Origin of the sequence: Stenotrophomonas sp. MH181796, assembly GCF_009659995.1 — a bacterium.
GTDB classification, from domain to species: Bacteria; Pseudomonadota; Gammaproteobacteria; order Xanthomonadales; family Xanthomonadaceae; genus Stenotrophomonas; species Stenotrophomonas riyadhensis.
The window spans coordinates 206,874-231,666 of record NZ_RAHU01000004.1 but is presented as its reverse complement, the minus strand read 5'-3'; the positions used below and the strand labels follow the sequence as shown (position 1 = coordinate 231,666).

Here is a 24,793-nt window from a genome sequence, read left to right as displayed (position 1 = left end):
CAGGGACGTACTTGCGGCGTGTCCTGCACGCCCATGCCCTCCGCCTCCCGACGTATCAGATAGGCGCTGCTTTGGCTTTGGCTTTGAGCTTCGAAAAGCGGGCCGGCGGGCCGCAGGCCCGCCAGCGAACAACTCACCCCGCCACGATGTACTGCTGCAGCTGATCCAGCTCGCGCCGCTGCGCATCGATCACCGACTTCACCAGGTCACCGATGGAAATCACCCCCAGCACCTGCGCGCCCTCAACCACCGGCAGGTGGCGGATGCGGTAGTCGGTCACCAGCTGCAGGCAATGCTCCACCTGCTCGCCCGGCGAGACCGTCACCACCTGCGCCGTCATGATCTCCGCCACTGCCGTATCCCGCGACGAACGATCACGCAGCACGATCTTGCGCGCGTAATCGCGCTCGGACAGGATCCCGACCAACCGCGGCCCGTCCATCACCAGCACCGCGCCAATGCCCTTTTCCGCCATCAACCGGATCGCATCGATCACCGCCGCGTCCGGCGCGACCGCGTGAACTTCAGGAGACTTGCCGTCCAACAGTTGCCGTACCGTGGTCATCTGCCTTCCCTCCGAGGGTGGGTTGCAGGGCCGAGTCTGCCACGGCGGATGCTAGCCACGCGTCAACCAGGTACAACGGCCGCTGCTTGGACTCTTCGTACAGCCGCCCCAGGTACTCGCCGATCAGGCCCAGCGCGATCAGCTGCACCCCGCCCAGGAACAGGATCACCGCCATCATCGTCGGCCAACCCGCCACCCGGTCACCGTACAGGGCCGCCTTGGCGATCACCCACACGCCGAATACGAAAGCCACCGCCGCCGTTGCCAGCCCCATGTAGGTCGCCGCCCGCAGGGGAACGGTCGAGAACCCGGTAATGCCCTCCAGCGCGAAGTTCCACAGTCGCCACAGGCTGAACTTGCTGGTGCCGGCCACGCGTGCATGGCGGTGATAGGGCACCGCAATCCGCTTGAAACCGACCCAGCTGAAGAGGCCCTTCATGAAGCGGTGGCGCTCGCGCATCTCGCGCAGCGCACTCAGTGCGCGTGCCGAAAGCAGGCGGAAATCGCCGGTATCGGCAGGGATCGGCGTGCGCGACAGGCGACCGATCACCCGGTAGAACATCGCGGCCGTGGCCCGCTTGATCCAGTTCTCGCCATCACGCACCAAGCGCGTGCCATAGACGTTGTCGTAGCCTTCGCGCCATCGCTCGACGAACTGCGGCACGAGTTCCGGTGGATCCTGCCCGTCAGCATCGAGGATCATCGCCGCTCCGTCGCGCACCAGGTCCAGGCCCGCAGTCAGCGCGGCTTCCTTGCCGAAGTTGCGCGACAGCTTCAACGCCGACACGCGCGTGTCGGCCTGAGCCAATCCTGCGATCACTTCCCAGGTGCCGTCGTGGCTGCCGTCGTCCACATAGAGGATGTGGCCCTCGATATCGGGCATGCCGTCCAGCACCGCGCACAGGCGTGGATGCAGGCAGGGCAGCGCCTGGGCTTCGTTGTAGGCGGCAATGACTAAAGTGAGTCGTTCGCGGGTCATGCACGGATTGTACGTTGCCTGCCGACCCGACAACCCGCGCGCTCAATCCTCCGACAGGTACGCCGCACCGCCCAGCTGCCGTGCCTGGCGCTGGATCCATGCCGCACGGCGCTGCACATACGGCCCCGGTGCCGCCGCGTTGTAGCGCCGCGGTGCCGGCAGCACCGCCGCCAACCGCGCGCTCTCGGCCGGGCTCAGCCTGGCCGCGTCCTTGCCCCAGAATTTCTGCGCCGCCGCCTGCGCGCCATAGACGCCGTCGCCGAACTCGGCGATGTTGGCGTACATCTCCAGGATGCGTTCCTTCGGCCACAACGCTTCGATCAGCACCGTGTACCAGACCTCCAGGCCCTTGCGGATCCAGCTGCGGCCCTGCCAGAGGAACAGGTTCTTGGCCACCTGCTGGCTGATCGTGCTGGCGCCACGCAGGCGCCCCCCCTTGGCGTTGTGGTCGCGGGCCTTCTCGATCGCCTGCAGATCGAAGCCGTTGTGGTCGGGGAAGCGCTGGTCCTCGGCGGCCACCAGCGAAATCGGCAGGCTCGGTGCCATCTGGTCCAGGTCGCGCCACTGGTAATGCAGACGATACGACCAGTCAGCCTCGCCCAGCGCCTCGCCATAGCGCCACAGCATGACCGTGGACAGCGGCGGGTCGATGAACCGCAGTACCAGCACCTGCAGGCAACTGAAGGCGGCCAGCAGCACCGGCAGCCACAGCAGCCGTTTCCAGCGCCAGCGCCTGCGGCGCGGGACATCCGCCCCGGCCTCTACCTTGTGCTGCTCTCCCCCTGCCCCCATTACTGGTGCATCCTTCTTCTGTCTGGTTGTCGGCGCATTATCCGGCAACCGTCCCCGTTTACGCGCGATGTGAGCCGATGACCGCCAACCCCGATTCCCTGATCCGCTTCCTGCTCCCCGACGCCGGCGTCCGAGGTGTCCATGTGCGCCTGCAGGCCACCTGGCAGGAAATCCTGTCCCACGCCGAATACCCGGATACCGCCGCCGAACTGCTCGGCGAGGCCTGCGTGGCCTCGGCGCTGTTCACCGGCCACACCAAGATCGATGGCCGCTTGTCGATCCAGCTGCGCAGCAGCACCGCCCTGCGCACCCTGTTCGCCGAGTGCACCGCCGCCGGCACCCTGCGCGGCATCGCCCAGCTCAGCGAGGGCGCCGATGCGCCGCGCGACCTGTCCAGCCTGGGTGATGACGCCCTGCTCGCGATCACCATCGAGAACCCGGGCCTGGACCCGCGCGAGCCGCAGCGCTACCAGAGCCTGGTCGGTCTGACCGCGCCGGAGCTCGACGAGGCCTTCGAGGATTATTTCCGCCAGTCCGAACAGCTGCCGACCCGCCTGCTGCTGGCCGCCGACCGCAACGGCGCCGCCGGCCTGCTGCTGCAGAAGCTGCCGGGCGACGAAGGTGACGAGGACGGCTGGGCGCGCGCCAGCGCCCTGTTCGAGACCCTGGGCAAGGCCGAGCTGCTGGCGACCCCGGCCGAGCAGCTGCTGCACCGCCTGTTCCACGAAGAGAAGCCGGAGCTGATGGGCGACAAGCCACTGTCCTTCGCCTGCTCCTGCTCCCGCGAACGGGTCGCGTCGATGCTGCAGTCGCTGGGCGAGGACGAGGCCCGCGCCGCGGCCGCAGATACCGGCGCCGTCGAGGTCCGTTGCGAATTCTGCGGGCGGGAGTATCACTTTGCTTTGACGGAGTTCGGCATACTGTTCCACGGTGCCGAGGGGACTGTACCGGCACCTGAACGGCTTCAGTAAACAGCTTGTCTTGCATCTGGGGGGATCAAGGCTTGTTAAGAATTCATAAACACCCTAGGATCAAGTTCCCGTCTCCACGGGAACTTCCGTTGTCCGTCCCTGTCTGAACTGGTCCGATGCGTACCTTCCTGCGTCTACCGCTGGCTTTGATGATCGCCCTTGGCGCGATCACGGGCGTGCATGCGCAGAGCAAGGACACCCGCACCGTGCTTCCGGTGTGGAACAAGGGCAGCGGCAAGGTCGAGGCCCTGCTGTACCTGGAGCCGACCGGCGAACAGGCAGCTGGCGCCCGCTGGCACTTCGGCCGCAATTCGCTGGACGCGGCCTTCGGCCTGTCCTCGGGCGACTCGCTGGGCCTGCTCTGCAACAGCAGCAGCGGGACCAGCATCAGCGGCCTGGCCAGCCATTGCATGCTGGCCAGCCTCGGCGACGAGGATGACCTCAACAGCCGTCGTTTCACCGGCACCGCCGCGCTGAACCGCGGCAACAGCCGTCTGGGCATCACCGCCGGTACCGGCCGCGAAACCCTGCCGGCGTGGCTGGCAGGCCCCAACAAGACCCCTTCGCTGCGCGCCGAACAGAACGATCTGACCGTGTTCGCGCAGAAGAACATCGGCCGCGAAGGCTTCGTTTCCATCGCCGGCACCTACGCCAAGGCCCGTCTGGTGCCGCTGGCCGATGCCTCGCCAGCCCTGGTCGATCGCTGGGACAGCAAGAGCCTGAGCATCGGCGCCGGCTACGGCAACTTCACCGGCAGCATCATCGGCCGCGTCGTCGACGTACCGGGCAAGCCCGGCAAGTGGGAAGGCCTCGGTATTGGCCTGACCTGGCGCACCCCGTGGTCCGGCCAGCTCACCGTAGGCGCCGAGAACGTGATCAGCCGCGGCAAGAATCCGTTCTCCCCGCGCAATGAAAGCAACGACGACGGCACCGTGCCGTACGTGCGTTACGAACAGGACCTGTAACTCCAGTTGCGGCGCAGCATGCGGCCCCGCATGGCCGCCAAGCCCAACAGCTGCAAGTCCTTGGGTCAACGCGCTGAACGCCCGTCACACTAGGCATTGCGGCTGCGGCACGGCGCGAGTCCGAGGCCTGCCTTCATCTATTTCATACAAGTCATTAACAGCCCTTTAATTATTGGAAAAGGGCAGTTAGTATCGGCTCAGCTTCACGTGTTTTGGTGGCGCCTTTCGCCTCCCGCGTGAAGCACTCAGCAGCACCACCAAGAATCCTTGGAGAGAGAGCCAATGAACAGCAAGACCTGCAAGCTGCGCGATGCAGTTGTCCTCGCGTTGATCGCAAGTGCCGGTACGGCGGCTACCGCCAGTGCCCAGGAAGGGAAGTCGGGGCAGGCGGGTACGACCCAGCTCGACCGTATCGAAGTAACCGGTTCGCGCATCAAGCGCACGGATGTTGAAGGCCCCAGCCCGGTCAGCGTGATTTCCCGCCAGGACATCGAAACTTCCGGCGAAATCTCGGTCGCGGACTTCCTCCGCAACAACATCTACAACTCGTTCGGTTCCACCCGTGAGTCGTCGGGCTCGGCAACCGGTTCCGCAGCCACCATCAGCCTGCGCGGCCTCGGCTCTGAGTACACGCTGGTCCTGCTGGACGGCCGTCGCATGACGTCTTCGCCGACCCTCGGTGGCGGTGCGCAGAACATCAACCTGATTCCGACGGCCGCCGTCGAGCGCATTGAAATCCTGCGCGAAGGCGCAGGTGCAGTGTACGGTTCGGATGCCATCGGCGGCGTGGTCAACGTGATCCTGCGTAAGGATTATGAAGGCCTGGGCTTCAGCGTCGGCTATGAAAATCCTGAAATCGGCCCGGCCGGTCGCACCGGCAGCCTGTCCGGTGGCATCAGCTCCGACCGTGGCAACCTGACGTTCGTGATCGACCATCAGGAACGCGAGTTGATGTACAACCGTGACATCAAGAAATACGTCACTGATGCAGGGCTGACCTGGGGCCTCAGCCCGTACAACTCGAGCGCGACCTTCTCCGGCGCCCGCACCGGCAGCGCCAGCGTCGCCAACTGCGACACCTTCGAGAACAGCGTCCGCATCAGCCCGACCCGCTGCGGCTTCGACCACGGCGCGACCTCGGCCAACGAAGCCTCGATGTCGCGTGACTCGCTGCTGCTGAACGGCAACTACCAGCTGACCGACAACACCTCGTTCTTCTTCCGTGCAATTGCGTCGGATACCAAGAGCGTTGGCGTTTATGCGTCGGCCCCGGTCGACAACGCCGGCGGCGGCCGTCCGCTGACCATCGCAGCCAACAATCCATTCAATCCGTTTGGCGAGGACGGCGTCCTGTCCTACCGGTTCACCCCGCTGGGTACCCGTGATGCCGTCCGTCGCGATACCTATCGCGATTTCAACTTCGGCCTGCGCGGTACGCTGGACCTGTTCGGCGGCGCCGACTGGGAAGTCGGTGTTGGCCATGGCCGTGTCCGCCAGAGCTCGGTGAACTACAACTACGGCATCGGCAGCATCCTGCAGGACATGGTTGATTCGGGCGAGTACAACCCGTTCGATCCCACCCATCCGAGCGTGGCCGCTGCGGCTCCGAAGATCGCACACACCGTGTACGTGGAATCGGAACAGCGCACGGTCTCGGCCGACGGCAACATCTCCTTCGACCTGTTCCAGATGCCGGCCGGCGCCGTCAGCTTCGTGACCGGCTTCGAGTACCGCGATGACCGCCTGTCCATGGCCTACGACGCACAGAGCGCCGCAGGCAACGTGTTCGGCTCGGCAGGTGCAGGTACGGGTGGTGAGCGCTCCTACTACGCAGGCTACTTCGAAACCCTGATCCCGCTGTTCAGCAGCCTGACCGCCACTGTGGCGGGCCGCTATGACAGCTACAACGATCTGGGCAGCAAGTTCTCGCCGCGCGTATCGCTGGAGTTCCGTCCGATCGACTCGCTGCTGGTTCGTGGCTCTTGGGGTAAGGGCTTCCGTGCTCCGACCCTGGATGACATGTACGGCTCCAACTCCACGACCAACCTGAACAGCCCGGTCCTGAGTGCCATCGGCCACAACGGCGGCGACGAACTGGCATGCAAGGCCTTGTCCGCCGTCCGCGCTTCGACCGGCAATACCGGTTACCAGCCGTACCCGGTTGATCCCTGCAGCACCAGCAGCCAGTACCAGTGGCTGGTTTCCTCGAACCGCAATCTGAAGCCGGAGGAATCGAAGAACTGGAATGTCGGCTTCGTGTTCAGCCCGACCGAAGCACTGTCGATGGCAGTCGACTACTACGATGTGCAGATCGACAACGTGATCACTTCGGTGCCGCGTCCGCTGGCATGGCGCTACGGCGACGCAGGCCAGCCCGGCTATGGCGTTGATCGTGGTCCGGACATCACTGCACCGAATGGCGCAGTACTGCCGGGCATCCCGTTCCAGATCAAGCTGCCGATCGACAACGGTGCTTCGAAGAAGGTCCGTGGTATCGACGCCGAGTTGAACTTCCGCCAGAGCCTGGGCACCTACGGGGACCTGATGGCAAGGCTGAACTGGGCCCACCAGATCGAATTCACCGAAACCTCGATCATCAATGACAAGGTTGAACTGCTGGGCACCGGCGGCTATCCGAAGGATCGCGCGCAGTTCACCCTGGGCTGGAGCTACGGCGACGTCAGCATTGCGGCGATCACCAACTACATCGGCAAGAGCGGTTCGGAAGACACGCGCCTGCCGAGCTGGATCACCAATGATCTGCAGTTGACCTGGAATGCGCCGTGGAAGGGCAAGGTGACTCTGGGCGTCCGCAATGTCGGCAACAAGCTGCCGCCGTTCAACGATGCACTGAACTCCTTCCCGTATTACGACAACAGCCTGTACAACATCTGGGGCCGTACCCCGTACATGCGTTACGAACAGAACTTCTGATCCACGCCTGTCAGCAGTAACGCAGCGACCCGCTTGTGCGGGTCGCTGCTTTTGGGCAGTCTTGCAACTGCGTCAACTCCCCATGAGGGGCATAACCTGTGCACCGGGCCCCGCCGACAATGCATGACGGAAGCGCCACAATGAGCGCAGATCCCCACTCCCTCTCGCAGGCAGCGCACTGGACCCAGCTCTGGCGCACCGGCGTGCTTCATTCGTGCAGTCACGGCATCGAAGGAAACTACGATGGCGAGCTGCGTCTCTTCTGGGAGCGCAACGCCGCGGTTCTACCACAAGGCGCGCGGGTGCTTGACGTGGGCACCGGCAACGGCGCCATCGCCCTCTTGATCCATCGGTTCCGCCCCGATCTTCAAGTGGTGGGCACCGACCTGGCCGATGTCGACCCTCGCTCGAATGTCGCCAATGGCACGGAGATTTTCTCCGAAATCACCTTCCTGCCTCGTACGCCGATGCACGCCATTCCACTGGCAGACGGTAGCGTGGACCTTCTGGCATCTCAGTATGCATTCGAATATGCAGCGCAGGACCCAGCACTTCAGGAGTTTTCCCGGCTGATCGGGCCGGGAGGGCGAATCGCGTGGATCCTGCACAGCACGAACAGCGAAATCGCGCGCATCTCAGCGCGCCAAGCCCAGGCCATCACCGATGTACTTCGGAACGATGGCATCTTCGATCGGGCTGAACAGGTGATCAAGGAACTGTACTTGGCCAGGGCCCGCGGCCCCTCCTCCCTTTCGGGGAACGAAGCTGCGGAGCGATCCCGCCTAGCCTTCAACGAGGCAGCAGGCGCACTTGTCGAGCGTACCCTGGCGGAGCGGGATCTGCCGGTCCTGGGCAGGAGCGTGGGCATTCTGCAAGACGCGTTGGGCCCCGCCGCGCAGGATCCATCGACCGCGCTGCGGCGCCTTCAGAGTGGTCGTGCCGTGCTTGCAGAGGAAGCCGCCCGCCTGCAGGAGCTCATGCGGGCGACCCGAAGCGAGGACGAGATGAAGTGTCTGGCGGAAGCATTGCATGCCCATGGCATGCATTCAGGATTTGAACCTCTGATGTATCGCGGGGTGAACATGGGCTGGGCCCTGGAGGCAGTGCGTGAATGAGGCCGCAGAGGCGCGCCGGTATCACCATGCGGCTCGGCTGGATGACGCCCTCCCACACTACAAGCGAGCACTGCTGCTGGATCCGTCTGACGATGTTCTTCGCTACGACACAGCGCTTTGCATGATGCAACTCGGCCACGCAGAAGAGGCCACAGTACTGTTCCAGCAGATCCATCCCGCATCCATCGCCTGGCAACCGGCACGCGCCCCTCTTGCGATCTGTCTGCGCGACAGCCATCGTGCAGAAGAGGCGCTTGAACCCGCACGCCAGGCGATCACGACGGCAGAGCCACAAGCGTGGCAATGGATGCTGCTTGGTGACCTGCAGCAACGCACAGGCCAACAAATGGCTGCTGTCGGCAGCCTCCAACGCGCGCTCGCGCTGGATCCCACCCTTCTTGAGGCCCATCACCTGCTGGGTCTCGCCCTGCAGGAAGCGGGCAGGTACGAGGAGGCGATCACCAGTTATGAAGTTGTAGCCGCCCAACTTCCCATGGAGCTCATCAACATCGCTCAGTGCCTTCAGCACCTCGGCCGATGGGAATCCGCACGTGACGCACTGGCGCAGCTTCACACGCTGCAGCCAGCACGTGTGGAGGTAATGTGCTGGCTCGCGCATGTCCATGCACAGCTGTGCGAATTCGATGCGATGGACCGGATCGTTGCGCGGCTCATCGCACAGTTGCGTGTGGCCGCGCCCACAGCCGACGACATACCGCAACCATTCACCTTCGCGACGCTGCCATTGAGCAACGACCTGCACCGGCAGCTGCTGGATCATGCGGCCGAATCGATCCAGGCCGGCCGGCAACCGTTGGTACGGGCGACTACCCGTCGGGGCGGCCGTCCAAGAATCGGCTACCTTTCCAATGACCTGCGCCACCACACCGTGGGCACCCTGTTGCACGGATTCTTCGCAGCCCATGATCGAAGCCGCTTCGAAGTGCATGTGTACGATTCCGGCCGCCAGCCGGCGTCCATCAACGACGCAGAACACATCGAGCACGTTGGCGCGCTGAGCGACGCTGAACTGGCGAGGCGCCTGCACGAAGCGGATCTGGATATTCTCATAGATCTCAATGGCCCAACGTACGGAAGTCGGTCCGGAGCCCTGGCGTATCGACCGGCGCGCATGCAACTGGGATGGCTGGGCTACCTCTCCGGACAACAATCGCCGTGGCTTGATGGCGTCATCCTCGACCACAGCCTGGCACCGGCGGACACCCCGTGGCCATTCTCCGACCGGGTACTTCGCCTGGCTGGCAGCGTATTTCCCGCAGCAGAGTCCCGCTCTCCGCCTGGGCGAGACCGTGCGCGCTGGAAGCTACCCCACGCATCACCGGTAGCAGCCAGCTTCAACAGCAGCCACAAACTGAGCAGGTCGCTGCTGCAATGCTGGACGCAAATCCTGCGCGAGGTACCCGATGCGCTCTTGCTGGTCTGCTTGGCACCACAGGCACACCGCGGTTTTCTGCAGTCGTGGGACCTTCTCGGGGGTGAACGCGACCGACTTCGCCTGCTATCACCCATGCCGGCCGAGCAATACCTGGAGTGTATGGCATCATGCGATCTGTTCCTTGATGCATTCAACTACCAGGCCGGTGCGACCGCGATTGATGCAGCATTGGCAGGGTTGCCACTGCTGACCTGCCCCGGGGAGCTACCGCTTGCACGGCTGGGGAGCAGTGTGAACAGGCAACTGGGAATGCCTGACCTGATCTGCAACGGACGGCATGATTATGTGAAGCGCGCCGTGACGCTGCTCCGCAACCCGGCTGTGCTCGCAGAACTCCGCCAGCGGGTCACCGTCCGAAACAAAGACAGCGCGTTGCATTCGGCAGCACGAGCGGCTACCGATCTTCAAGCGCTTTATCAAGGCCTGCTGGGGGAGTGAACACCCATGGAGACACTGGACCATATCCCTGATGTGGGACTTGAGCGCGAGATCGCCATGTTGTTTCTATCCGGCGAGAAGGACCGCGCGCTGCTCCGCCTGCAGGATGACCAGCTTGCGCAAACCCATCCCAGACTGGCATTCCAGCTGGCTCTGCTTCTGATCGAAATCGGCGACTGGAAACGAGCGAAGCAACAGCTTGATCGGGTAATCAGCCTTGAGCCGCGCTTTCTGCCAGCACTGCGACGTCGCGCAGCGCTGCTGGCCCGTGATGACGATCTCACCGCAGCAGAGGAAGACTTCCAGCGCATCGTGAAGATCGCGCCAGATGAAACGTCGGCTGTCGCCAACATCGGTGTTGTTCTGTTGCGGCGCGGCAACCACGCGGCTGCATTGCCTTGGCTGCAACGGGCTGCAACTCAGTCGCCTGCTGACACTCGCATCCAGCACAGCCTGGCCAACGCCCTCAGCGGAGCCGGTCAGCATGCCCTGGCACTGGATCTGTTCCAACGGCTTGCGCAGATTTCTCCCGGTAACATCGATCTGGCCGCAGACCAGGCCACGGCGCTGCTGCGCGGCGGTGATGCGGCGTCGGCCCACGCACGTTTTCTGACCCTTCTTTCAGAACATCCCGACGATCAGCGCTGCTGGGCCGGGCGCTATCTGTCCGCATGCGCCCTGAAGCTACCGGAAGCCCGCATGTTGATGGACTACCCGCTCCTGCTGCGGCGGATCAGGACTGATCTGGACACCGATGCGTTGATCAACGCAGTGCTGCAGTTGCCGTCATTGCGCTGGGAGCCTGCGGGCAAAACCACTCTTGGCGGCCTTCAAAGCGCGATGCTCGACCTGACACCGCCAAGTCCATTCCACGGGTTCGGCCAGCAGGTGAGCAACGCACTCCACGATCATCTGCTGCAGTTGCACGGCAGCCTGTTCGACGCCCCCACCGACGCCTGGCGACTGAGCCTGCCCTCACGATGGACGCTGCAGGCCTGGGCAACGGTGCTGCATGGCGATGGAGGACACCAGGATCCACACCTGCATCCTGCCGGACGCATCAGCGGGGTGCTTTACCTCGATGCCGGCAACTCTGCAGAGGGAGACGGCGATCTCGTGTTTGGCCACGCCCCCAGGGACATCGACACAGCAGGCGAACCGCATGCTCATCGTCATGTGGCCCGCAGCGGCGAAATGCTGATTTTTCCCTCCTGGTTCCTCCATCACACAACGCCTTACCACGGAACGCGGCCGCGCATCAGTCTGGCATTCGACCTGCTGCCAGCGTCTCCGTGAACAAATCCCCTCCATTCGCTGGAGCAATTCACATGGAACGTCGAATAGTTACGGAACGCCTCATTCTGCAGCCCCACTGCCGGGATGACCTCGATGAATGCACCAGCATGTGGTCAGACCCGGCGGTCCTGCGCATGATCCGCGACCACCCTTTCAGCCGGCACGAGACCTGGCTTCGCATACTGCGATATGCAGGCCACTGGGCAATGCTTGGATATGGCTACTGGACCATCCGTCATCGCAACGATGGAAGATTCTACGGAGAGCTCGGCTTCGCGCTTACCCTGCGTGACCTGCCTGGAGAGGCCGCCGGCCTGCCTGAGTTCGGCTGCACGTTGTCACGTCGTGGCTGGGGACGCGGCATCGCCCAGGAGGCCACTGCCGGCGTGCTGGAATGGATGGATCGCGTTGCTCGGATCGAAGCCACTTCAGCGATTACCGATCTCCGCAACCGATCGGCGCTGGCGTTGGCCAACGCCGTCGGCTACAGCATCGTCGAGGAAATGGATTTTGAAGGCAATCCATTCGCAGTGCTCACACGCACCTCCAGCCTCTCGACGCTCACTTCATGATGTAGTTCCGGCAACAGACGCCGGATGACGGGCAACGTCAGGCGTCGTGGCGACGATTGGCGCCATCGTGCCGCGAATAGAAATAGACCAGCGCATTGCGCTCGCCGGCCGTCACCCGTGCGACCTCGTGCCGCAACTTGCAGGTCGTAAGCAGCACCGTGCCGTAGGTCGCCGCATAGGCATGGCGCGCACCGGCATCGTCGTGGACGACGAAATCACCGCCTGCGAAATCGTGCCCCAACTGGATGATCATCGAGTAGTCATAGTCCGGATTGCTGGCAGCATCCAGATGCAGGCCGATGAAGGAACCCGCCGTCATGCGGTTCATCTGTGCCCGACGGATATGGAAGGCATCCTGTGACTGGAACAGTTCTGCAATCGCGTTCCGGCACTCCTCCCGGTTGAGAATGTCCAGGATCTGGTCTGCGTGCGGGCGATTGACCACCTGCGGAACCTCGCCTTGCCGATCAACCATGATGCGACGCACGTAGATGTCATGCGTGTCGCCCGCGTCGCCCTGCGTCACGGCTTCTTCAGGCAGCAATGACTGGAGCCTTTCAAGCTCCTTCAATGTCGAAGCATCAAACACAACGCCCATCGGGATCAACGTACTGCCGGTCGTTTTCAACTCATCCGCATAGCGGGAAAGTCGAGAGGCTTCCAATACCATACTCATGCAGCGTCCTCCTTTCGTTTGGGAAAGCAATCAATCAAGCCAGGGCAGAAAATTTCTCCAGGAATGCGCCGCGCTCATCGGGGTTCAGTACCGGTGCCCAGCCGATGCTGGCGCCACTGCTGGCATTGACAACCCGATTGCCAACCGCTGAGCGCACGACGCAACCGCTGGCCGCGCCCTCATGCAGGTACACGCCCACCACTGTACGGTGAGGCGCCAAGCCAAGGTCGCGATCGTCCAGATGGACCAGTTCCGGAACATCGAGCATCGGCTGCTGGACCCAGTCGCCAGCTCCAGATGTGCTCAACCGGCGCGCCAACAGGGCAGCGGCGGCGCTACCGGAGGGAACGACATCCTGCCCGCCGTAGCCGTACTTTTTCTTGAACACGATGTTGCTGTCGGATTCGTTCAATGCGGCTACATCGTCGACAGTGACGAAATGCGTGGGCACCACCCAGCGCTGTACTGCCTCCCATTCCATCGGCGTCAGTACCTGCCGGTAGCCCTCATCCCACAGCAATGCCAGCCATGCCTTGCTCATCAGCAGTTCGGCTTCAAGGCCATTGGAGAACCTCGCACCGCTGTCGAGGATGTCCAGGTACACATCGTGATCAGAAAGCACGTCGTCATAGGTAAAGCGACGATGGACCAGTGTCCTGCTCATATCCATGCCCGAGCGCCGCGCATCGCGCCAGCTACGTTCATCATGCACCGAAATGTCCAGTCCAGGCAGAGAACGCCGCAACCACTGCCGGCTGAGATCGCCACTGGGATAACCCATTGCCGAATGCGTGCTCCAGTCGAGCAGATGGAGGCTAAGGTAGCCCTCACGCACGATGCTTCGCGCGTACATGCTGGCAAGATTGTTTACCGGTACCGCCTGACTACCCTCTGCGTCCCAGCCAAGCACGTCGGCGAACGCTCGATAGTGTTCGAACAATTCGAAGCCACCCACCGCTGCGGAGAAATTGAGCTCGCATATCCGCATGCCATCTGCGCAAGGCAACAGATCGGCACGCATCACGCGATGTTGGCCGCTGCGAAGCTGCTCCCAGTCCACCAAGGGTGCCCATGCAGCGTCGACCCCCATCAGCTGCATAAGGTCACTACGCGCATGCCGACGCAATGCTTCGTCGACCACGCGCTGCAGGCCGGATGCAACCAGCTGCAAGCCGTCTACCAGTTGCTCGTAGTCGTTGCGATCAAACAACAACGGATGCGCGGAAAAGCGCATCCGAGGTGCGTTCAAGGCGATCCGGAAGGCCTCAAGGCGTCGCTGTATCTCTGCGTATGCCATGGTGCCGGGCAACGATTGGAAGGCCGGCAATGCCTGCTGATTGATTCCGTGGAACATCCCTGTCCTCGCCCGAGATCCGTGAAGGCATCCTGAACATTCAATCATCCAGCACTTGCTGTCAAGCGACGGGCAGCCGGCTATTGGCCGCAGGCTTTCAACTTCAGCCGTTCGGGATCAGTGTCTCGATCAGGTGCTCGACGTAGGCCTCGAAATCCTCGCGCGCCTGCTTGGGCTGCTGCAGCTGCAGCGACAGCTGCAGGAAGCCGACATAGGCCGCGTAGGCCAGGCGCGCGCGATGCCGCGCGTCGGTCGAACTGAGCCCGGCCTGGCGGAACGAGGCGATCAGATAGTCGAGGCGGCGCTGCGATACGCGATCGATCACCGGGCGCACCATCGGATGATCCAGCGCCTTCAACAGTTCGCTGTAGATGATGTGCGGCTGCACCTCATGCGCCACCATCTGGAACAGCTGGCGCAGGCGCACACGCGGATCCGGTACGTCTTCCAGGCTGCCGAACACTTGTTCCTGTTCAAACAGTTCCCAGCGTTCCAGTGCCGCCTGCAGCAGTGCGTCGCGCGAAGGGAAATGCCAGTAGAAACTGCCCTTGGTCACGCCCAGCCGCCGTGCCAGCGGCTCCACCGCGACGGCGCCTACGCCTTGTTCAGCAATCAGGTCGAGGGCCGCCTGGGCCCAGTCTTCGGCACTCAGGCGGCTGTTGCGGCCGGCGCGCGGTTCGCCGGCGGAAGCGTCAGGTTGATTCATGCGCTGATTTAACCATACGCCGGGGTTCGTTGCAGTACGCGGTTGCTGTCGAAACCGTCAAAGTCACCTCCAGAAGGCCTGCCGCACCGCACCATACGATACAGTATTGACTTCCCATTCAAGCGATCCATACTAGCAAGTATGGTTACGTCCCCTACTCCCGCTGCGTTCCATGATCTGCGCCTGGATGCTGCCCATGGCGCGCGCCTGGCGGCGACCGCCAGCGACCACGGCCGGCGCGGCCGCGTCCTGTTCGCACATGGCTTCGGCCAGACCCGCCACGCTTGGATTGCCACCGCCCGCGCCCTGTCCGCAGCGGGCCTGCAGACCCTGGCTTACGACGCACGTGGCCACGGCGATTCGGACTGGAATGCCGCCGACCTGCCCTATCACGGCGAACAGTTCGCCGATGACCTGATCGTGCTGGCCGGTGAACAGCCGCGCCCGCCGGTGCTGGTCGCGGCATCGATGGGCGGCCTGTTCGGCCTGCTGGCCGAGTCGCGCTGGCCGGGCCTGTTCTCGGCGATGGTGCTGGTCGACATCACCCCGCGCTGGGATACCGCCGGTGTCGAACGCATCCTGGCCTTCATGACCGCCCACCCCGACGGCTTCGCCTCGCTGACCCAGGCCGCCGACGTGATCTCGGCCTACATGCCGCACCGCCCGCGCAAATCCGAGCAGTCGCTGCGTGCGTTGCTGCGCGAAGACGGCCACGGGCGTTGGCGCTGGCACTGGGACCCGCGCCTGGTGGCCGAGCTGGCCCGCGACAGCGAGCAGCACCAGGATGCACTGGCCGAGGCCGCACGCCAGGTCAAGTGCCCGCTGCTGCTGGTCAGCGGCGGCCGCAGTGACCTGGTCACGCCGCAGACCGTGGCCGAATTCCTGGCGTTGGCGCCGCACGCGCGCCATGTACAGCTGCCGCAGGCCACGCACATGGTCGCCGGCGATGACAACGACGCCTTTACCGCTACTGTGTTGGAATATCTGGACGTGTTGCCCGCAGCGGACGCTGCGGCTTCGTCCGCCACAAACGAGCACGTCACCGGAGCACGCTCATGAGCATCGTTCTTCCCTTCCTCGCCCTGCTGCTGGCAGGCGCGTTCGTCGCCTACCACCGCATGCGGCTGGTTACCTGGACGCTGATCAGCGTGGCCCTGCTGGCCGCCTGCTGGTTCATTCCCTACGTCAACCAGACCGCCACGATCGTCGCGGCCGCCGTACTGGCGGTGATCGCCGTGCCGCTGCTGCTGCCGTTCATCCGCAAGCCGCTGCTGACCGGCCCGATGATGAAGGTGTTCCGCAAGGTGCTGCCGCCGCTGTCGCAGACCGAGCGCATCGCGCTGGAAACCGGTTCGGTCGGTTTCGAGGGCGAACTGTTCACCGGTGATCCGGACTGGAGCATCCTGCTCAACTATCCCAAGCCGCAGCTGACCGCCGAAGAACAGGCCTTCCTGGATGGCCCGGTGGAAGAGCTGTGCACGATGGTCAACGACTGGGAAATCACCCACGTCCACGCGGACCTGCCGCCGGAACTGTGGGCCTTCATCAAGAAGAACAAGTTCTTCGGCATGATCATCCCGAAGGAATACGGCGGTCTGGGCTTCTCCGCGCTGGCCCACCACAAGGTCATCCAGAAGCTGGCCTCGGTGTCTTCGGTGGTCAGCTCCACCGTCGGCGTGCCCAACTCGCTGGGCCCGGGTGAACTGCTGGTGCATTACGGCACCCAGGAACAGAAGGACCAGTACCTGCCGCGCCTGGCCGATGGCCGCGAAGTGCCCTGCTTCGGCCTGACCGGTCCGTTCGCCGGCTCCGACGCCACCTCGATTCCGGATTACGGCATCGTCTGCAAGGGCGAGTGGAACGGCGAGCAGGTGCTCGGCGTCAAGCTGACCTTCGACAAGCGCTACATCACCCTGGCCCCGGTCGCTTCGCTGATCGGCCTGGCCTTCCGCATGTACGACCCGGATGGCCTGATCGGCGATACCCGCGACATCGGCATCACCCTGGGCCTGCTGCCGCGCGACACCGCCGGCGTTGAAATCGGCCGTCGCCACTTCCCGCTGAACTCGACGTTCCAGAACGGCCCGATCCGCGGCAAGGACGTGTTCATTCCGCTGACCCAGCTGATCGGTGGCGCCGCCATGGCCGGCAAGGGCTGGAACATGCTCAACGAGTGCCTGGCCGTGGGCCGCTCGATCACCCTGCCGTCCACCGCCAGCGGCGGTGCCAAGGCCGGTGCCGCGGTGACCGGCGCCTATGCGCGCATCCGCAAGCAGTTCGGCCTGTCGGTCGGCCGCTTCGAAGGCGTGGAAGAAGCGCTGGCCCGCATCGGCGGCAAGGCGTACAAGATCAGCGCACTGTCGCAGGCCACCGCCGCCGCGGTTGACCGTGGTGACGTGCCGTCGGTGCCGTCGGCGATCGCCAAGTACCACTGCACCAACATGAGCCGCGAAGTGATCTCGGACATGATGGACGTGATCGGCGGCAAGGGCATCATCCTGGGGCCGCGCAACTTCGCCGGACGCAGCTGGCAGGCCGCGCCGATCGCGATCACCGTGGAAGGCGCCAACATCATGACCCGCAGCCTGCTGATCTTCGGCCAGGGTGCGATCCTCTGCCACCCGTGGGTGCTGAAGGAGATGAAGGCCGCGCAGGATCCGGATACCCGTGCCGGCCTGCAGGAGTTCGACCGCAGCCTGTTCGGCCACATCCGCTATGGCCTCTCCAACGCCGTGCGTTCGTTCTGGTTCGGCCTGACCGGTGCGCGCTTCGGTGCTGCCCCGGGTGACGCCTACACCCGCCGCTACTTCCGCAAGCTGGATCGTTACTCGGCCAACCTGGCGCTGATGGCCGACATCTCGATGATGACCCTCGGTGGCAAGCTGAAGTTCAAGGAATCGCTGTCCGGCCGCCTGGGCGACGTGCTGAGCCACGTCTACATGACCAGCGCCATGCTCAAGCGCTACCACGACGAAGGCGCACCGCAGGCCGACCAGCCGCTGCTGGCTTGGGCCTTCCATGACAGCGTGCACAAGATCGAGGAATCGCTGTCGGCCGCGCTGCGCAACTTCCCGATCCGTCCGATCGGTTGGCTGATGTGGGCGCTGATCTTCCCGCTGGGCCGTCGCGCCGAGGCCCCGGGCGACCGCCTGAGCCGTCGCGTCGCCGCTCTGCTGATGGCGCCGAACGAAGCCCGCGACCGTCTGGCCAGTGGCGTGTTCCTGACCCCGTGCGAGAACAACCCGGGCGGCCGCATCAACAGCTACCTGAGCAAGGCGATCATGGCCGAGCCGGTGGAGCGCAAGTTCCTGAAGGCGCTGAAGAGCAAGGGCATCGAAGCACTGGATTTCAAGGCGCAGCTGGACGAAGCCGTGGCCGAAGGCGTGATCACCCAGGACGAGCGCAGCCTGCTGGAAGAACTGCGTACGCTGACCCTGGACACCATCACCGTGGACGACTTCGACACCCACGAACTGCGCGCGGCCAGCTACTACGACCGCCAGCACAAGGACCCGCATTCGCAGGCGGCCTGATCGCCCGCGACACGCGTTGCCTCGACGGCGGGCTTCGGCCCGCCGTCGCTTTGTCCGCCGACCGGAATACCCCTCATGTCCACGCCCCTGCTCTCGCTCTACCACCGCCTGCAGCGCTGGCCTGCCGGCAACTGGCTGTTCTCACGCGCGGTGTGCTTCAAGGCGCCCTACTTCGCCAGCATCGCACCGCGCATCACGCGCCTGGAACACGGCCGCTGCGAAGGCACGCTGGCCGACCGCCGCAAGGTGCGCAACCACATCGGTACGGTGCACGCGATCGCGATGTGCAACCTGGCCGAACTGACCGCCGGGCTGATGGTCGATGCATCGCTGCCGAAGGGCATGCGCTGGATTCCAAAGGGGATGCAGGTGCAGTACCTGGCCAAGGCGCGTGGCACGTTGCAGGCGGTAGCGCTTCCGGCGCAGCCGATCGTGGCCGCTGCCGAGGGCTATGCGCTGCCGGTGACGGTGAGCGTGCGCGACCGTGCGGGCACGGAGGTGTTCAGCGCGGTGATCGACATGTGGATGTCGCCGGCGAAGTAGCGTTCCCGCGAACGGCGCAGCCCCTCGTGGGGTGGACGGTTGGTCACGGAAAGCCTGGGTTTGGCTGGGGGCGGTGGGTTCGTGGGGGACGCCGTGAACCCGTCCCTGGGGGCTTGGCCGCGGCATCCATGCCGCGGACACCCCCGCGAACCCACCGCCCCCAGCCTCTGACAGATCTCTGCGGCGTCCAGCCCACGGAAGAGAAAAAAGAAGAGCAACAGCAAAAGCGGCCCACCGGCCGCTTTTTGCTGTTGCTGTTGATCTTCTTTTTCTTCTCCGTGGGCTGGCCGCGCACGGAAACTGTCAGGGGTGTGGCGGGTGGGCCGTGCAGGGGCGTTGGCGCCATGGATGGCGCCATCGAGCTTACATGGACGTACTTGCAGCGTCCCCTGCACGGCCCGCCCGCCACACCGAACACATGACCCGCTCTACGCGACCATCCCACGAGGGGCTGCGCCGTTGGCTGGAAACTACGCCACCGCGCGAAACACCAACGCCAGGATCGCCGGCAGCGCCTGGATCATGAAAATGCGACGGCTCACGCTGTACGCGCCATAGCACCCCGCCGCCACCACGCAGGCCAGCGAGAACGTCACCAGCACCGGCTGATCGATCACCAGCCCCACCACGATGCCCGCCGCCAGGAAGCCGTTGTACAGGCCCTGGTTGGCCGCCAGCACGCGCGTGGCCTCTGCCTTCTCCGGCGTGTTGCGGAAGGTCTTCAGGCCCAGCGGGCGGGTCCACAGGAACATCTCCAGCACCAGGAAATAGACGTGCAGCAGGGCGACCAGCAGGGTCAGGGCGAGTGCGATCCAGTACATGGCGGTTCCTTGGATGGATGGGGTGATGGGGTCAGAGCCCTCTCCGTGGAAGAGGGATCCGACCCCGCGCGGCTCAGCGGTCGCGCGGAAGCTTCTTTTCTTCGCGTAGCACACCGAATGCGGCGGCGGTCATGCACGCGGCAACCACCACGCCACCGATGAACACCACGTGTGAACCGAACAGCGACAAGCCCTTGTGCACCCACGCAAAGCTCAGGTCCGCGCCGCGGTACACCACGGTATCGATGGCCGCACCGGCCTTGTAGCGCCACTGCCGGTCCACGCGGGTATAGATGGTTTCGCGTGCCGGCTTGGCCAATGCGAACTCGCTGGCGCGGGTCATCACCTGCACCACTGCGACCATCAACGGCATGGGTGAAGCGGCAAGCACCGAGAAGCCGATCAGGATCGCAAAGCCAGGGATCAACAGGGCCGGCGCGATGCCGTGACGCGACAGCAGCCAGCGGGTCAGGCCGAGCTGCATCAGCAGCGCCAGTGCGTTCACCGCCAGGTCGATACGCGAGAAGAAGGCCGTGGCAGCGCCTGCATCGTTGAACGCCGCACGCACGATGCTGGCCTGCTGGTTGTACAACAGGGTGCCCACGCCCACACCGAACACCACCATGATCGCCAGCCAGCGCAGCAACGGCTCACGCACGATCAGTTTCAAGCCGTCCAGCACGCTGCCACCCATCGGCTGCTCGCCGGATACCAACTGCTGCTCCTGCTCGCGCAGCACCGCCCAGTGCCGTAGCCGCCAGATGCTCAACAGGCAGATGGCGAGGAATCCGGCCGAAACCAGCATCAGGTTGGCGATGCCCACGCGCTGTACCAGCGCACCGGTGATGATCGGACCGAGAAAAGCACCGATGGTGCCGGCCGCGCCGATGTAACCGTAGAAAGCACGTGCCTGCGCGTTGGAAAACACATCGGCCATGAAGCTCCAGAACACCGCCACCGCGAACAGGTTGAAGACGGTGATCCAGAAAAAGAACGCCATGCCGCGGCCCGGCACACCGCTGTCGAACAGTATGTAGAAACCCAGCAAGGTGACGATGAAGAACCCATACACCGCCGGCAGGAACACCCGCCGCGGGAAGCGGCTGACCAGCCAGCCGTACACCGGCTGCAGCACCAGCATGATCACGAACACGCAGGAGAACAGGAACTGCAGCACGAAGTCCTTGAGCGCGATGCCATGGCTGGCGAACCAGGCAATGAGCATCGGCGGGAACACCGTTTCCAGGTCGGCCGAGGCGGCCATCGCCTCCCGCACCGGGCGCAGCACGTAGTAGCCGCTGAGCAGGCAGAAGAAATACAGGAACGACCACCACAACGCCGGCGACTCGCGCAGCGCCACCATCAGGCCCCGCAGCGGCCCCCTGCCCTGTACCGCGCTCACGCGGCGTCCCTCGCCAGAAGACGGCGGTTGGACAGCGGCATGGCAGGCTCCGGGGGGCGGTGAAGCGCGTACGTTAGCCAATGCACTGCAACATCGCTAGCAGGAGGCCGTTTGAAGGCTGCAACGCAGTGTCATGAGGAGTCCGGATGACACGTTCCGATACACGCCTTGAGAGCGTCAAAATTCCAACTTTTTCAACGAGATGCGCATTCATCTTCGCTTTGTTTGTGCACAAGGGAAAAGCGGCGCTAGAATCGCCATCAGCAGTCGCGCACGGGTCCAACCGATGAAAAAGAACAGCCTGCGTCGTCCGATCCGTTCGGCGGCCACCGGTTTGCTGGGCATGTTGATGCCCGTTGCCTTGTCCACCACCGCGCAGACACCGCCGGCATTGCCGCCGATGCCGACCAACATCGAATCCGCTACGGCTCCCACCGTCGCCCACACCCAGCCAGCCGCCTACCGCACCGGCCTGGTGCCGCAGGTGCAGGCCCCGGCGGCTGGCTTCAACGTCGCCAACATCGAATCAATGGCGCAGCAGCTCACCTATGGTGAGCGCGTGCCCGGCATGGCGGTGGCGATCGTGCAGGGCGGCCGCGTGCTCAGTGCGCGCGGCTATGGCGTCACCGACGTCAACAACCCGCTGCCGGTCGATGCCCACACCGTGTTCCGCCTGGCGTCGCTGTCCAAGGCCTTCGCCGGCACCATGGCCGGCCTGCTGGTCAACGACGGCACCCTGCGCTGGGACAGCAAGGTCACCGACTACGTGCCCGGCTTCCGCCTCAACTCGCCCGAAGCCACCGATCGCCTGACCGTGGCCGACGTGCTCAGCCATCGCGTCGGCCTGCCCTACAACGCCTACGACCGCGACATCGAAGGCAATGCCGAGTACTACTCGCTGACCCAGAAGCTGGCCAACACCAGCCTGAAGTGCCTGCCGGGCGACTGCTACGCCTACCAGAACGTGGCCTTCAGCCTGATCGGCGACGTCGTCTATGCCGCCTCCGGCAGCTTCTACGAGCAGTCGGTCGAGCGCCGCATCTTCAAGCCGCTGGGCATGAACGACGCCAGCCTCGGCCTGGCCGGCATCCAGGCCAGCTCGCGCTGGGCGCGCCCGCACGTGCGCAGCCGCAACGGCTGGGTGTCGCTGACACCGAAGCCGACCTACTACCGTGTTGCCCCGGCAGCCGGCGTCAACGCCAGCGCCAGCGACATGGCGCAGTGGCTGCTGGCCCACACCGGCCATCGCCCCGATGTGCTGCCGGCACCGTTGCTGGCCACCCTGCACTCCAGCCTGATCAACACCCCCGGCGAGATGCGTTCGGGCTGGCGCCGCGAGCGCCTGCACTCGGCCGGCTACGCCCTGGGCTGGCGCACCTTCGATTACGCCGGTCACGACGTGGTGTTCCATGCCGGTGCCGTGCAGGGCTACCGCGGCCTGGTCGCGCTGGTACCGGAACGCGATCTCGGCATCGCCATCATGTGGAACGGCGAAAGCGGCCTGCCCAGCGGCCTGCTGCCGACCGTGCTCGATTCCGCCCTGGGCCTGCCGACGCAGCGCTGGCTGGACGTGGACACCGACTTCGGCAGCGACAACCTGATGGCCGAGGGCGCGGGTCCCGCGCAGCAGGACAAGCGCAAGGGCAAGGGTGCCTCGGGCAATCGCGCGGTGGCTTCGCCGCGCTGATCTGTCGGACTCGACCGTGTGTGCGAAGGGCGGCCTGCGGGTCGCCCTTTTTGTTGGCTCTTGTAGAGTCGAGCCGTGCTCGACTGTTCGGGCAAAGCCGTCGAGCATGGCTCGCCTCTACAAACGGAAGGCTAATGCGCGAAGTAGTGCATGCCGCCATCCACCGGAATCACCGCGCCGGTAATGTAGGCGGCCAAGGGCGAGGCCAGGAAGGCCACCAGCGGCGCCACCTCCTCCGGATCACCAAAACGCCCGATCGGAATGTTGCGTTCGATGAACTCACGCCGGCTTTCCTCGGTGGGATGCAGGCGCTCCCGGATCTGTGCGCTGTTGATCCGTCCCGGCGCGATTGCATTGACCGTGATGCCCTGTGAGGCCAGCGCCGACGACAGCCCTTTGCTCCACAGATGCAACGCCGCCTTCGCCGCGGTAGCCGCGTTCACCGCGCGTGGTTCCATCGAACCGCTGAAGTTGATCACCCGTCCCCAGCCCTGCGCCTGCATCGCCGGCAGCAGGGCCTGGGTCAGGCGCCGCGCCGCAGAGAAGTTCAATGCGATCGCCTCTTCCCAGACATCGTCACCGGCATCCACTGTGGTCGGCCGCGATCCACCCGCCGTGTTGACCAGGATGTCGACGCGCTGCAGCGCCGCCAGGGCGGTTTCGGCAATACGGCGTACATCTCCGGCATCCGTGACATCGCCCAACACGATGATCGGTGCCTGTCCGCCTGCAGATTCGATCTCCGCCGCCAGTGCCTGCAGCGGCTCGATGCGGCGGGCGCTGATCGCGATGCGTGCGCCCTGTGCCGCCAGCAGCCTGGCCACACCGGCACCGATGCCACTGCCCGCCCCGGTGACCAGCGCGGTACGCCCTTCAAGCCCCAGATCCATGTTGTTCTCCCAATCAGCCAGCCGGCACATCCGGCGCGTGCTGTGCATGCTGTTTGATCACCCCTGATTGATAAACTCCGCGCAGGTTTCAGCATTCAACACCCGGAGTGTCAGATGAACCTGCTGGAAAGCATGCAGGTCTACGTGCTGATCGTGGACAAAGGCAGTCTCAGTGCCGCCGCTACGGCACTGGATATCTCCGCGACGATGGCCGGCAAGCACCTGCGTGCACTGGAAGCACGCCTGGGCATGCAGCTGCTGAGCCGAACCACGCGGCGCCAGCACATGACGCCCTTCGGCGAGGACTACTACGCCCGTTGCAGGGAGATCCTGCGTCTGGTGGACGAAACCGATGCCCAGGCCCAACATCAGCAGTTGGCACCGGCAGGCACGCTGCGCATCAGCGCACCGGTGATCTTCGGCACGCATGCGCTGGTGCCAGCACTGGCCGACTACATGGCGCGCCACCCTGGCGTCCGGGTCGAAGCAACGCTGACCGACCGCGTCGTCGACCTCGCCGAAGAAGGATTCGAAGCGGCGCTGCGCATCGGCACGCTGGCCGACAGCAGCACGCTGGTCGCGCGCGCACTCGCGCCCTACCGGTTGATGATGTGCGCCTCCCCCGGGTACCTCGCCCGGCATGGCACGCCCACCAACCTGCAGGCACTTGCCCGGCACCAGTGCCTGTCCTTCGAACCGACGGCACTCGCGCAGTGGCTGCAGGCCGACGCTGGCGAACTCGTCCGTACGCCCGACGGCCGGCTGCAGGTCAACAATGGTGAGGCGCTGCGCTTGGCCGCATTGCATGGCATGGGCATCGTCCTGCAATCGGCATTGCTGCTGTCCGCGGATGTCGAGGCAGGTCGGCTGGTGCCGCTGTTCCCCGAACATGGCCAGGCCGGTCGACCGATGCACCTGGTCTACGCCCACGACCGCTACCGCTCGACCCGTCTGCGCAGCTTCATCGACTTCCTGGTGGAACGTTTCCCACCAGCGCCGCAGCGCTAGCGTCGACCGCCAGAAAAGCAGTCGAGCATGGCTCGACCCTACAAACGGCCCCATAAAAAAACCCCCTCCCCGCTGGGCAGCCGGGGAAGG

General features: G+C 64.5%; 21 protein-coding genes. 12 read left to right on the top strand and 9 right to left on the bottom strand.

What is annotated here, in order from left to right; all coding sequences use genetic code 11:
* Nucleotides 1-133: 133 nt before the first annotated feature.
* From D5301_RS11360 to mtgA, 3 genes are read right to left on the bottom strand one after another with little or no spacing between them, the layout of a single operon-like run.
* Nucleotides 134-565: a CBS domain-containing protein gene (locus tag D5301_RS11360; protein ID WP_012511858.1), complete on the bottom strand. Its 432-nt coding sequence runs from the start codon at nucleotides 563-565 to the stop codon at nucleotides 134-136.
* Nucleotides 525-1,544: a glycosyltransferase family 2 protein gene (locus D5301_RS11355; protein WP_153855739.1), complete on the bottom strand. Its 1,020-nt coding sequence runs from the start codon at nucleotides 1,542-1,544 to the stop codon at nucleotides 525-527. Before D5301_RS11355 ends, D5301_RS11360 begins: the two co-directional genes overlap by 41 nt.
* A 42-nt stretch (nucleotides 1,545-1,586) precedes the next feature.
* The gene (gene mtgA, locus D5301_RS11350; RefSeq protein ID WP_153855738.1) at nucleotides 1,587-2,336 is read right to left on the bottom strand and encodes a monofunctional biosynthetic peptidoglycan transglycosylase; all 750 of its coding nucleotides are present in this window, start codon (nucleotides 2,334-2,336) and stop codon (nucleotides 1,587-1,589) included.
* Between the two features lie 77 nt (nucleotides 2,337-2,413).
* On the opposite strand from mtgA, the gene D5301_RS11345 reads away from it, so the two are divergent.
* The 7 genes from D5301_RS11345 to D5301_RS11315 all read left to right on the top strand — a co-directional run bounded on the left by D5301_RS11345 (nucleotide 2,414) and on the right by D5301_RS11315 (nucleotide 12,083).
* Entirely contained in the window at nucleotides 2,414-3,307 is an 894-nt protein-coding gene (locus D5301_RS11345) for an Hsp33 family molecular chaperone HslO (protein WP_153855737.1), read from the top strand.
* A gap of 149 nt (nucleotides 3,308-3,456) precedes the next feature.
* Complete coding sequence (locus D5301_RS11340) at nucleotides 3,457-4,272, top strand: hypothetical protein (protein WP_180847648.1); 816 nt, start codon at nucleotides 3,457-3,459, stop codon at nucleotides 4,270-4,272.
* A gap of 282 nt (nucleotides 4,273-4,554) precedes the next feature.
* On the top strand, nucleotides 4,555-7,206 hold the full coding sequence (locus tag D5301_RS11335; RefSeq protein ID WP_110713219.1) for a TonB-dependent receptor: 2,652 nt from the start codon (nucleotides 4,555-4,557) through the stop codon (nucleotides 7,204-7,206).
* 140 nt (nucleotides 7,207-7,346) lie between these two features.
* The gene (locus tag D5301_RS11330; RefSeq protein ID WP_162622085.1) at nucleotides 7,347-8,321 is read left to right on the top strand and encodes a class I SAM-dependent methyltransferase; all 975 of its coding nucleotides are present in this window, start codon (nucleotides 7,347-7,349) and stop codon (nucleotides 8,319-8,321) included.
* Nucleotides 8,314-10,215: a glycosyltransferase family 41 protein gene (locus D5301_RS11325; RefSeq protein ID WP_153855736.1), complete on the top strand. Its 1,902-nt coding sequence runs from the start codon at nucleotides 8,314-8,316 to the stop codon at nucleotides 10,213-10,215. The genes D5301_RS11330 and D5301_RS11325 overlap by 8 nt, the downstream gene beginning before the upstream one ends.
* A 6-nt stretch (nucleotides 10,216-10,221) precedes the next feature.
* Nucleotides 10,222-11,511, top strand: coding sequence for a tetratricopeptide repeat protein (locus D5301_RS11320; protein WP_110713224.1), 1,290 nt, complete (start codon nucleotides 10,222-10,224; stop codon nucleotides 11,509-11,511).
* Between the two features lie 32 nt (nucleotides 11,512-11,543).
* On the top strand, nucleotides 11,544-12,083 hold the full coding sequence (locus tag D5301_RS11315; RefSeq protein ID WP_110713226.1) for a GNAT family N-acetyltransferase: 540 nt from the start codon (nucleotides 11,544-11,546) through the stop codon (nucleotides 12,081-12,083).
* A 37-nt stretch (nucleotides 12,084-12,120) separates the two neighbouring features.
* On the opposite strand, the gene D5301_RS11310 is transcribed toward D5301_RS11315, so the two are convergent.
* From D5301_RS11310 to D5301_RS11300, 3 genes are all read right to left on the bottom strand, one after another.
* Nucleotides 12,121-12,759 carry a 2OG-Fe(II) oxygenase gene (locus tag D5301_RS11310; protein WP_110713228.1) on the bottom strand — a complete coding sequence of 213 codons (639 nt, stop codon included), beginning with the start codon at nucleotides 12,757-12,759 and terminating at the stop codon, nucleotides 12,121-12,123.
* A 34-nt stretch (nucleotides 12,760-12,793) separates the two neighbouring features.
* Nucleotides 12,794-14,113, bottom strand: coding sequence for a hypothetical protein (locus D5301_RS11305; RefSeq protein WP_110713229.1), 1,320 nt, complete (start codon nucleotides 14,111-14,113; stop codon nucleotides 12,794-12,796).
* Between the two features lie 103 nt (nucleotides 14,114-14,216).
* Nucleotides 14,217-14,819: a TetR/AcrR family transcriptional regulator gene (locus D5301_RS11300; protein WP_006464233.1), complete on the bottom strand. Its 603-nt coding sequence runs from the start codon at nucleotides 14,817-14,819 to the stop codon at nucleotides 14,217-14,219.
* A 141-nt stretch (nucleotides 14,820-14,960) separates the two neighbouring features.
* Here D5301_RS11300 and D5301_RS11295 point away from each other — a divergent pair, with 141 nt between their 5' ends.
* From D5301_RS11295 to D5301_RS11285, 3 genes are all read left to right on the top strand, one after another.
* On the top strand, nucleotides 14,961-15,878 hold the full coding sequence (locus D5301_RS11295) for an alpha/beta hydrolase (protein WP_110713231.1): 918 nt from the start codon (nucleotides 14,961-14,963) through the stop codon (nucleotides 15,876-15,878).
* Complete coding sequence (locus D5301_RS11290) at nucleotides 15,875-18,352, top strand: acyl-CoA dehydrogenase (protein WP_110713233.1); 2,478 nt, start codon at nucleotides 15,875-15,877, stop codon at nucleotides 18,350-18,352. Before D5301_RS11295 ends, D5301_RS11290 begins: the two co-directional genes overlap by 4 nt.
* 75 nt (nucleotides 18,353-18,427) lie before the next feature.
* Nucleotides 18,428-18,895: a hotdog fold domain-containing protein gene (locus D5301_RS11285; RefSeq protein ID WP_110713234.1), complete on the top strand. Its 468-nt coding sequence runs from the start codon at nucleotides 18,428-18,430 to the stop codon at nucleotides 18,893-18,895.
* A gap of 470 nt (nucleotides 18,896-19,365) precedes the next feature.
* On the opposite strand, the gene D5301_RS11280 is transcribed toward D5301_RS11285, so the two are convergent.
* Together D5301_RS11280 and D5301_RS11275 are read right to left on the bottom strand one after the other, a co-directional pair.
* The gene (locus D5301_RS11280) at nucleotides 19,366-19,716 is read right to left on the bottom strand and encodes a DUF1304 domain-containing protein (RefSeq protein WP_153855735.1); all 351 of its coding nucleotides are present in this window, start codon (nucleotides 19,714-19,716) and stop codon (nucleotides 19,366-19,368) included.
* A 73-nt stretch (nucleotides 19,717-19,789) separates the two neighbouring features.
* Complete coding sequence (locus D5301_RS11275) at nucleotides 19,790-21,079, bottom strand: MFS transporter (protein WP_153855878.1); 1,290 nt, start codon at nucleotides 21,077-21,079, stop codon at nucleotides 19,790-19,792.
* Between the two features lie 325 nt (nucleotides 21,080-21,404).
* Between D5301_RS11275 and D5301_RS11270 the strand changes: the two genes are divergently transcribed.
* Entirely contained in the window at nucleotides 21,405-22,805 is a 1,401-nt protein-coding gene (locus tag D5301_RS11270) for a serine hydrolase domain-containing protein (RefSeq protein ID WP_153855734.1), read from the top strand.
* 131 nt (nucleotides 22,806-22,936) lie between these two features.
* On the opposite strand, the gene D5301_RS11265 is transcribed toward D5301_RS11270, so the two are convergent.
* Nucleotides 22,937-23,695: an SDR family oxidoreductase gene (locus D5301_RS11265; RefSeq protein WP_153855733.1), complete on the bottom strand. Its 759-nt coding sequence runs from the start codon at nucleotides 23,693-23,695 to the stop codon at nucleotides 22,937-22,939.
* Between the two features lie 114 nt (nucleotides 23,696-23,809).
* Here D5301_RS11265 and D5301_RS11260 point away from each other — a divergent pair, with 114 nt between their 5' ends.
* Nucleotides 23,810-24,703, top strand: coding sequence for a LysR family transcriptional regulator (locus tag D5301_RS11260; protein WP_110713241.1), 894 nt, complete (start codon nucleotides 23,810-23,812; stop codon nucleotides 24,701-24,703).
* Nucleotides 24,704-24,793: the final 90 nt, after the last annotated feature.

Bases quoted from the DNA above. Each gene is read 5' to 3' on its own strand.
- D5301_RS11360 (WP_012511858.1), bottom strand. From the start codon at position 565: ATGACCACGGTACGGCAACTGTTGGACGGCAAGTCTCCTGAAGTTCAC.
- D5301_RS11355 (WP_153855739.1), bottom strand. From the start codon at position 1,544: ATGACCCGCGAACGACTCACTTTAGTCATTGCCGCCTACAACGAAGCC.
- mtgA (WP_153855738.1), bottom strand. From the start codon at position 2,336: ATGGGGGCAGGGGGAGAGCAGCACAAGGTAGAGGCCGGGGCGGATGTC.
- D5301_RS11345 (WP_153855737.1), top strand. From the start codon at position 2,414: ATGACCGCCAACCCCGATTCCCTGATCCGCTTCCTGCTCCCCGACGCC.
- D5301_RS11340 (WP_180847648.1), top strand. From the start codon at position 3,457: ATGATCGCCCTTGGCGCGATCACGGGCGTGCATGCGCAGAGCAAGGAC.
- D5301_RS11335 (WP_110713219.1), top strand. From the start codon at position 4,555: ATGAACAGCAAGACCTGCAAGCTGCGCGATGCAGTTGTCCTCGCGTTG.
- D5301_RS11330 (WP_162622085.1), top strand. From the start codon at position 7,347: ATGAGCGCAGATCCCCACTCCCTCTCGCAGGCAGCGCACTGGACCCAG.
- D5301_RS11320 (WP_110713224.1), top strand. From the start codon at position 10,222: ATGGAGACACTGGACCATATCCCTGATGTGGGACTTGAGCGCGAGATC.
- D5301_RS11315 (WP_110713226.1), top strand. From the start codon at position 11,544: ATGGAACGTCGAATAGTTACGGAACGCCTCATTCTGCAGCCCCACTGC.
- D5301_RS11310 (WP_110713228.1), bottom strand. From the start codon at position 12,759: ATGAGTATGGTATTGGAAGCCTCTCGACTTTCCCGCTATGCGGATGAG.
- D5301_RS11305 (WP_110713229.1), bottom strand. From the start codon at position 14,113: ATGTTCCACGGAATCAATCAGCAGGCATTGCCGGCCTTCCAATCGTTG.
- D5301_RS11300 (WP_006464233.1), bottom strand. From the start codon at position 14,819: ATGAATCAACCTGACGCTTCCGCCGGCGAACCGCGCGCCGGCCGCAAC.
- D5301_RS11295 (WP_110713231.1), top strand. From the start codon at position 14,961: ATGGTTACGTCCCCTACTCCCGCTGCGTTCCATGATCTGCGCCTGGAT.
- D5301_RS11290 (WP_110713233.1), top strand. From the start codon at position 15,875: ATGAGCATCGTTCTTCCCTTCCTCGCCCTGCTGCTGGCAGGCGCGTTC.
- D5301_RS11285 (WP_110713234.1), top strand. From the start codon at position 18,428: ATGTCCACGCCCCTGCTCTCGCTCTACCACCGCCTGCAGCGCTGGCCT.
- D5301_RS11280 (WP_153855735.1), bottom strand. From the start codon at position 19,716: ATGTACTGGATCGCACTCGCCCTGACCCTGCTGGTCGCCCTGCTGCAC.
- D5301_RS11275 (WP_153855878.1), bottom strand. From the start codon at position 21,079: ATGGTGGCGCTGCGCGAGTCGCCGGCGTTGTGGTGGTCGTTCCTGTAT.
- D5301_RS11270 (WP_153855734.1), top strand. From the start codon at position 21,405: ATGAAAAAGAACAGCCTGCGTCGTCCGATCCGTTCGGCGGCCACCGGT.
- D5301_RS11265 (WP_153855733.1), bottom strand. From the start codon at position 23,695: ATGGATCTGGGGCTTGAAGGGCGTACCGCGCTGGTCACCGGGGCGGGC.
- D5301_RS11260 (WP_110713241.1), top strand. From the start codon at position 23,810: ATGAACCTGCTGGAAAGCATGCAGGTCTACGTGCTGATCGTGGACAAA.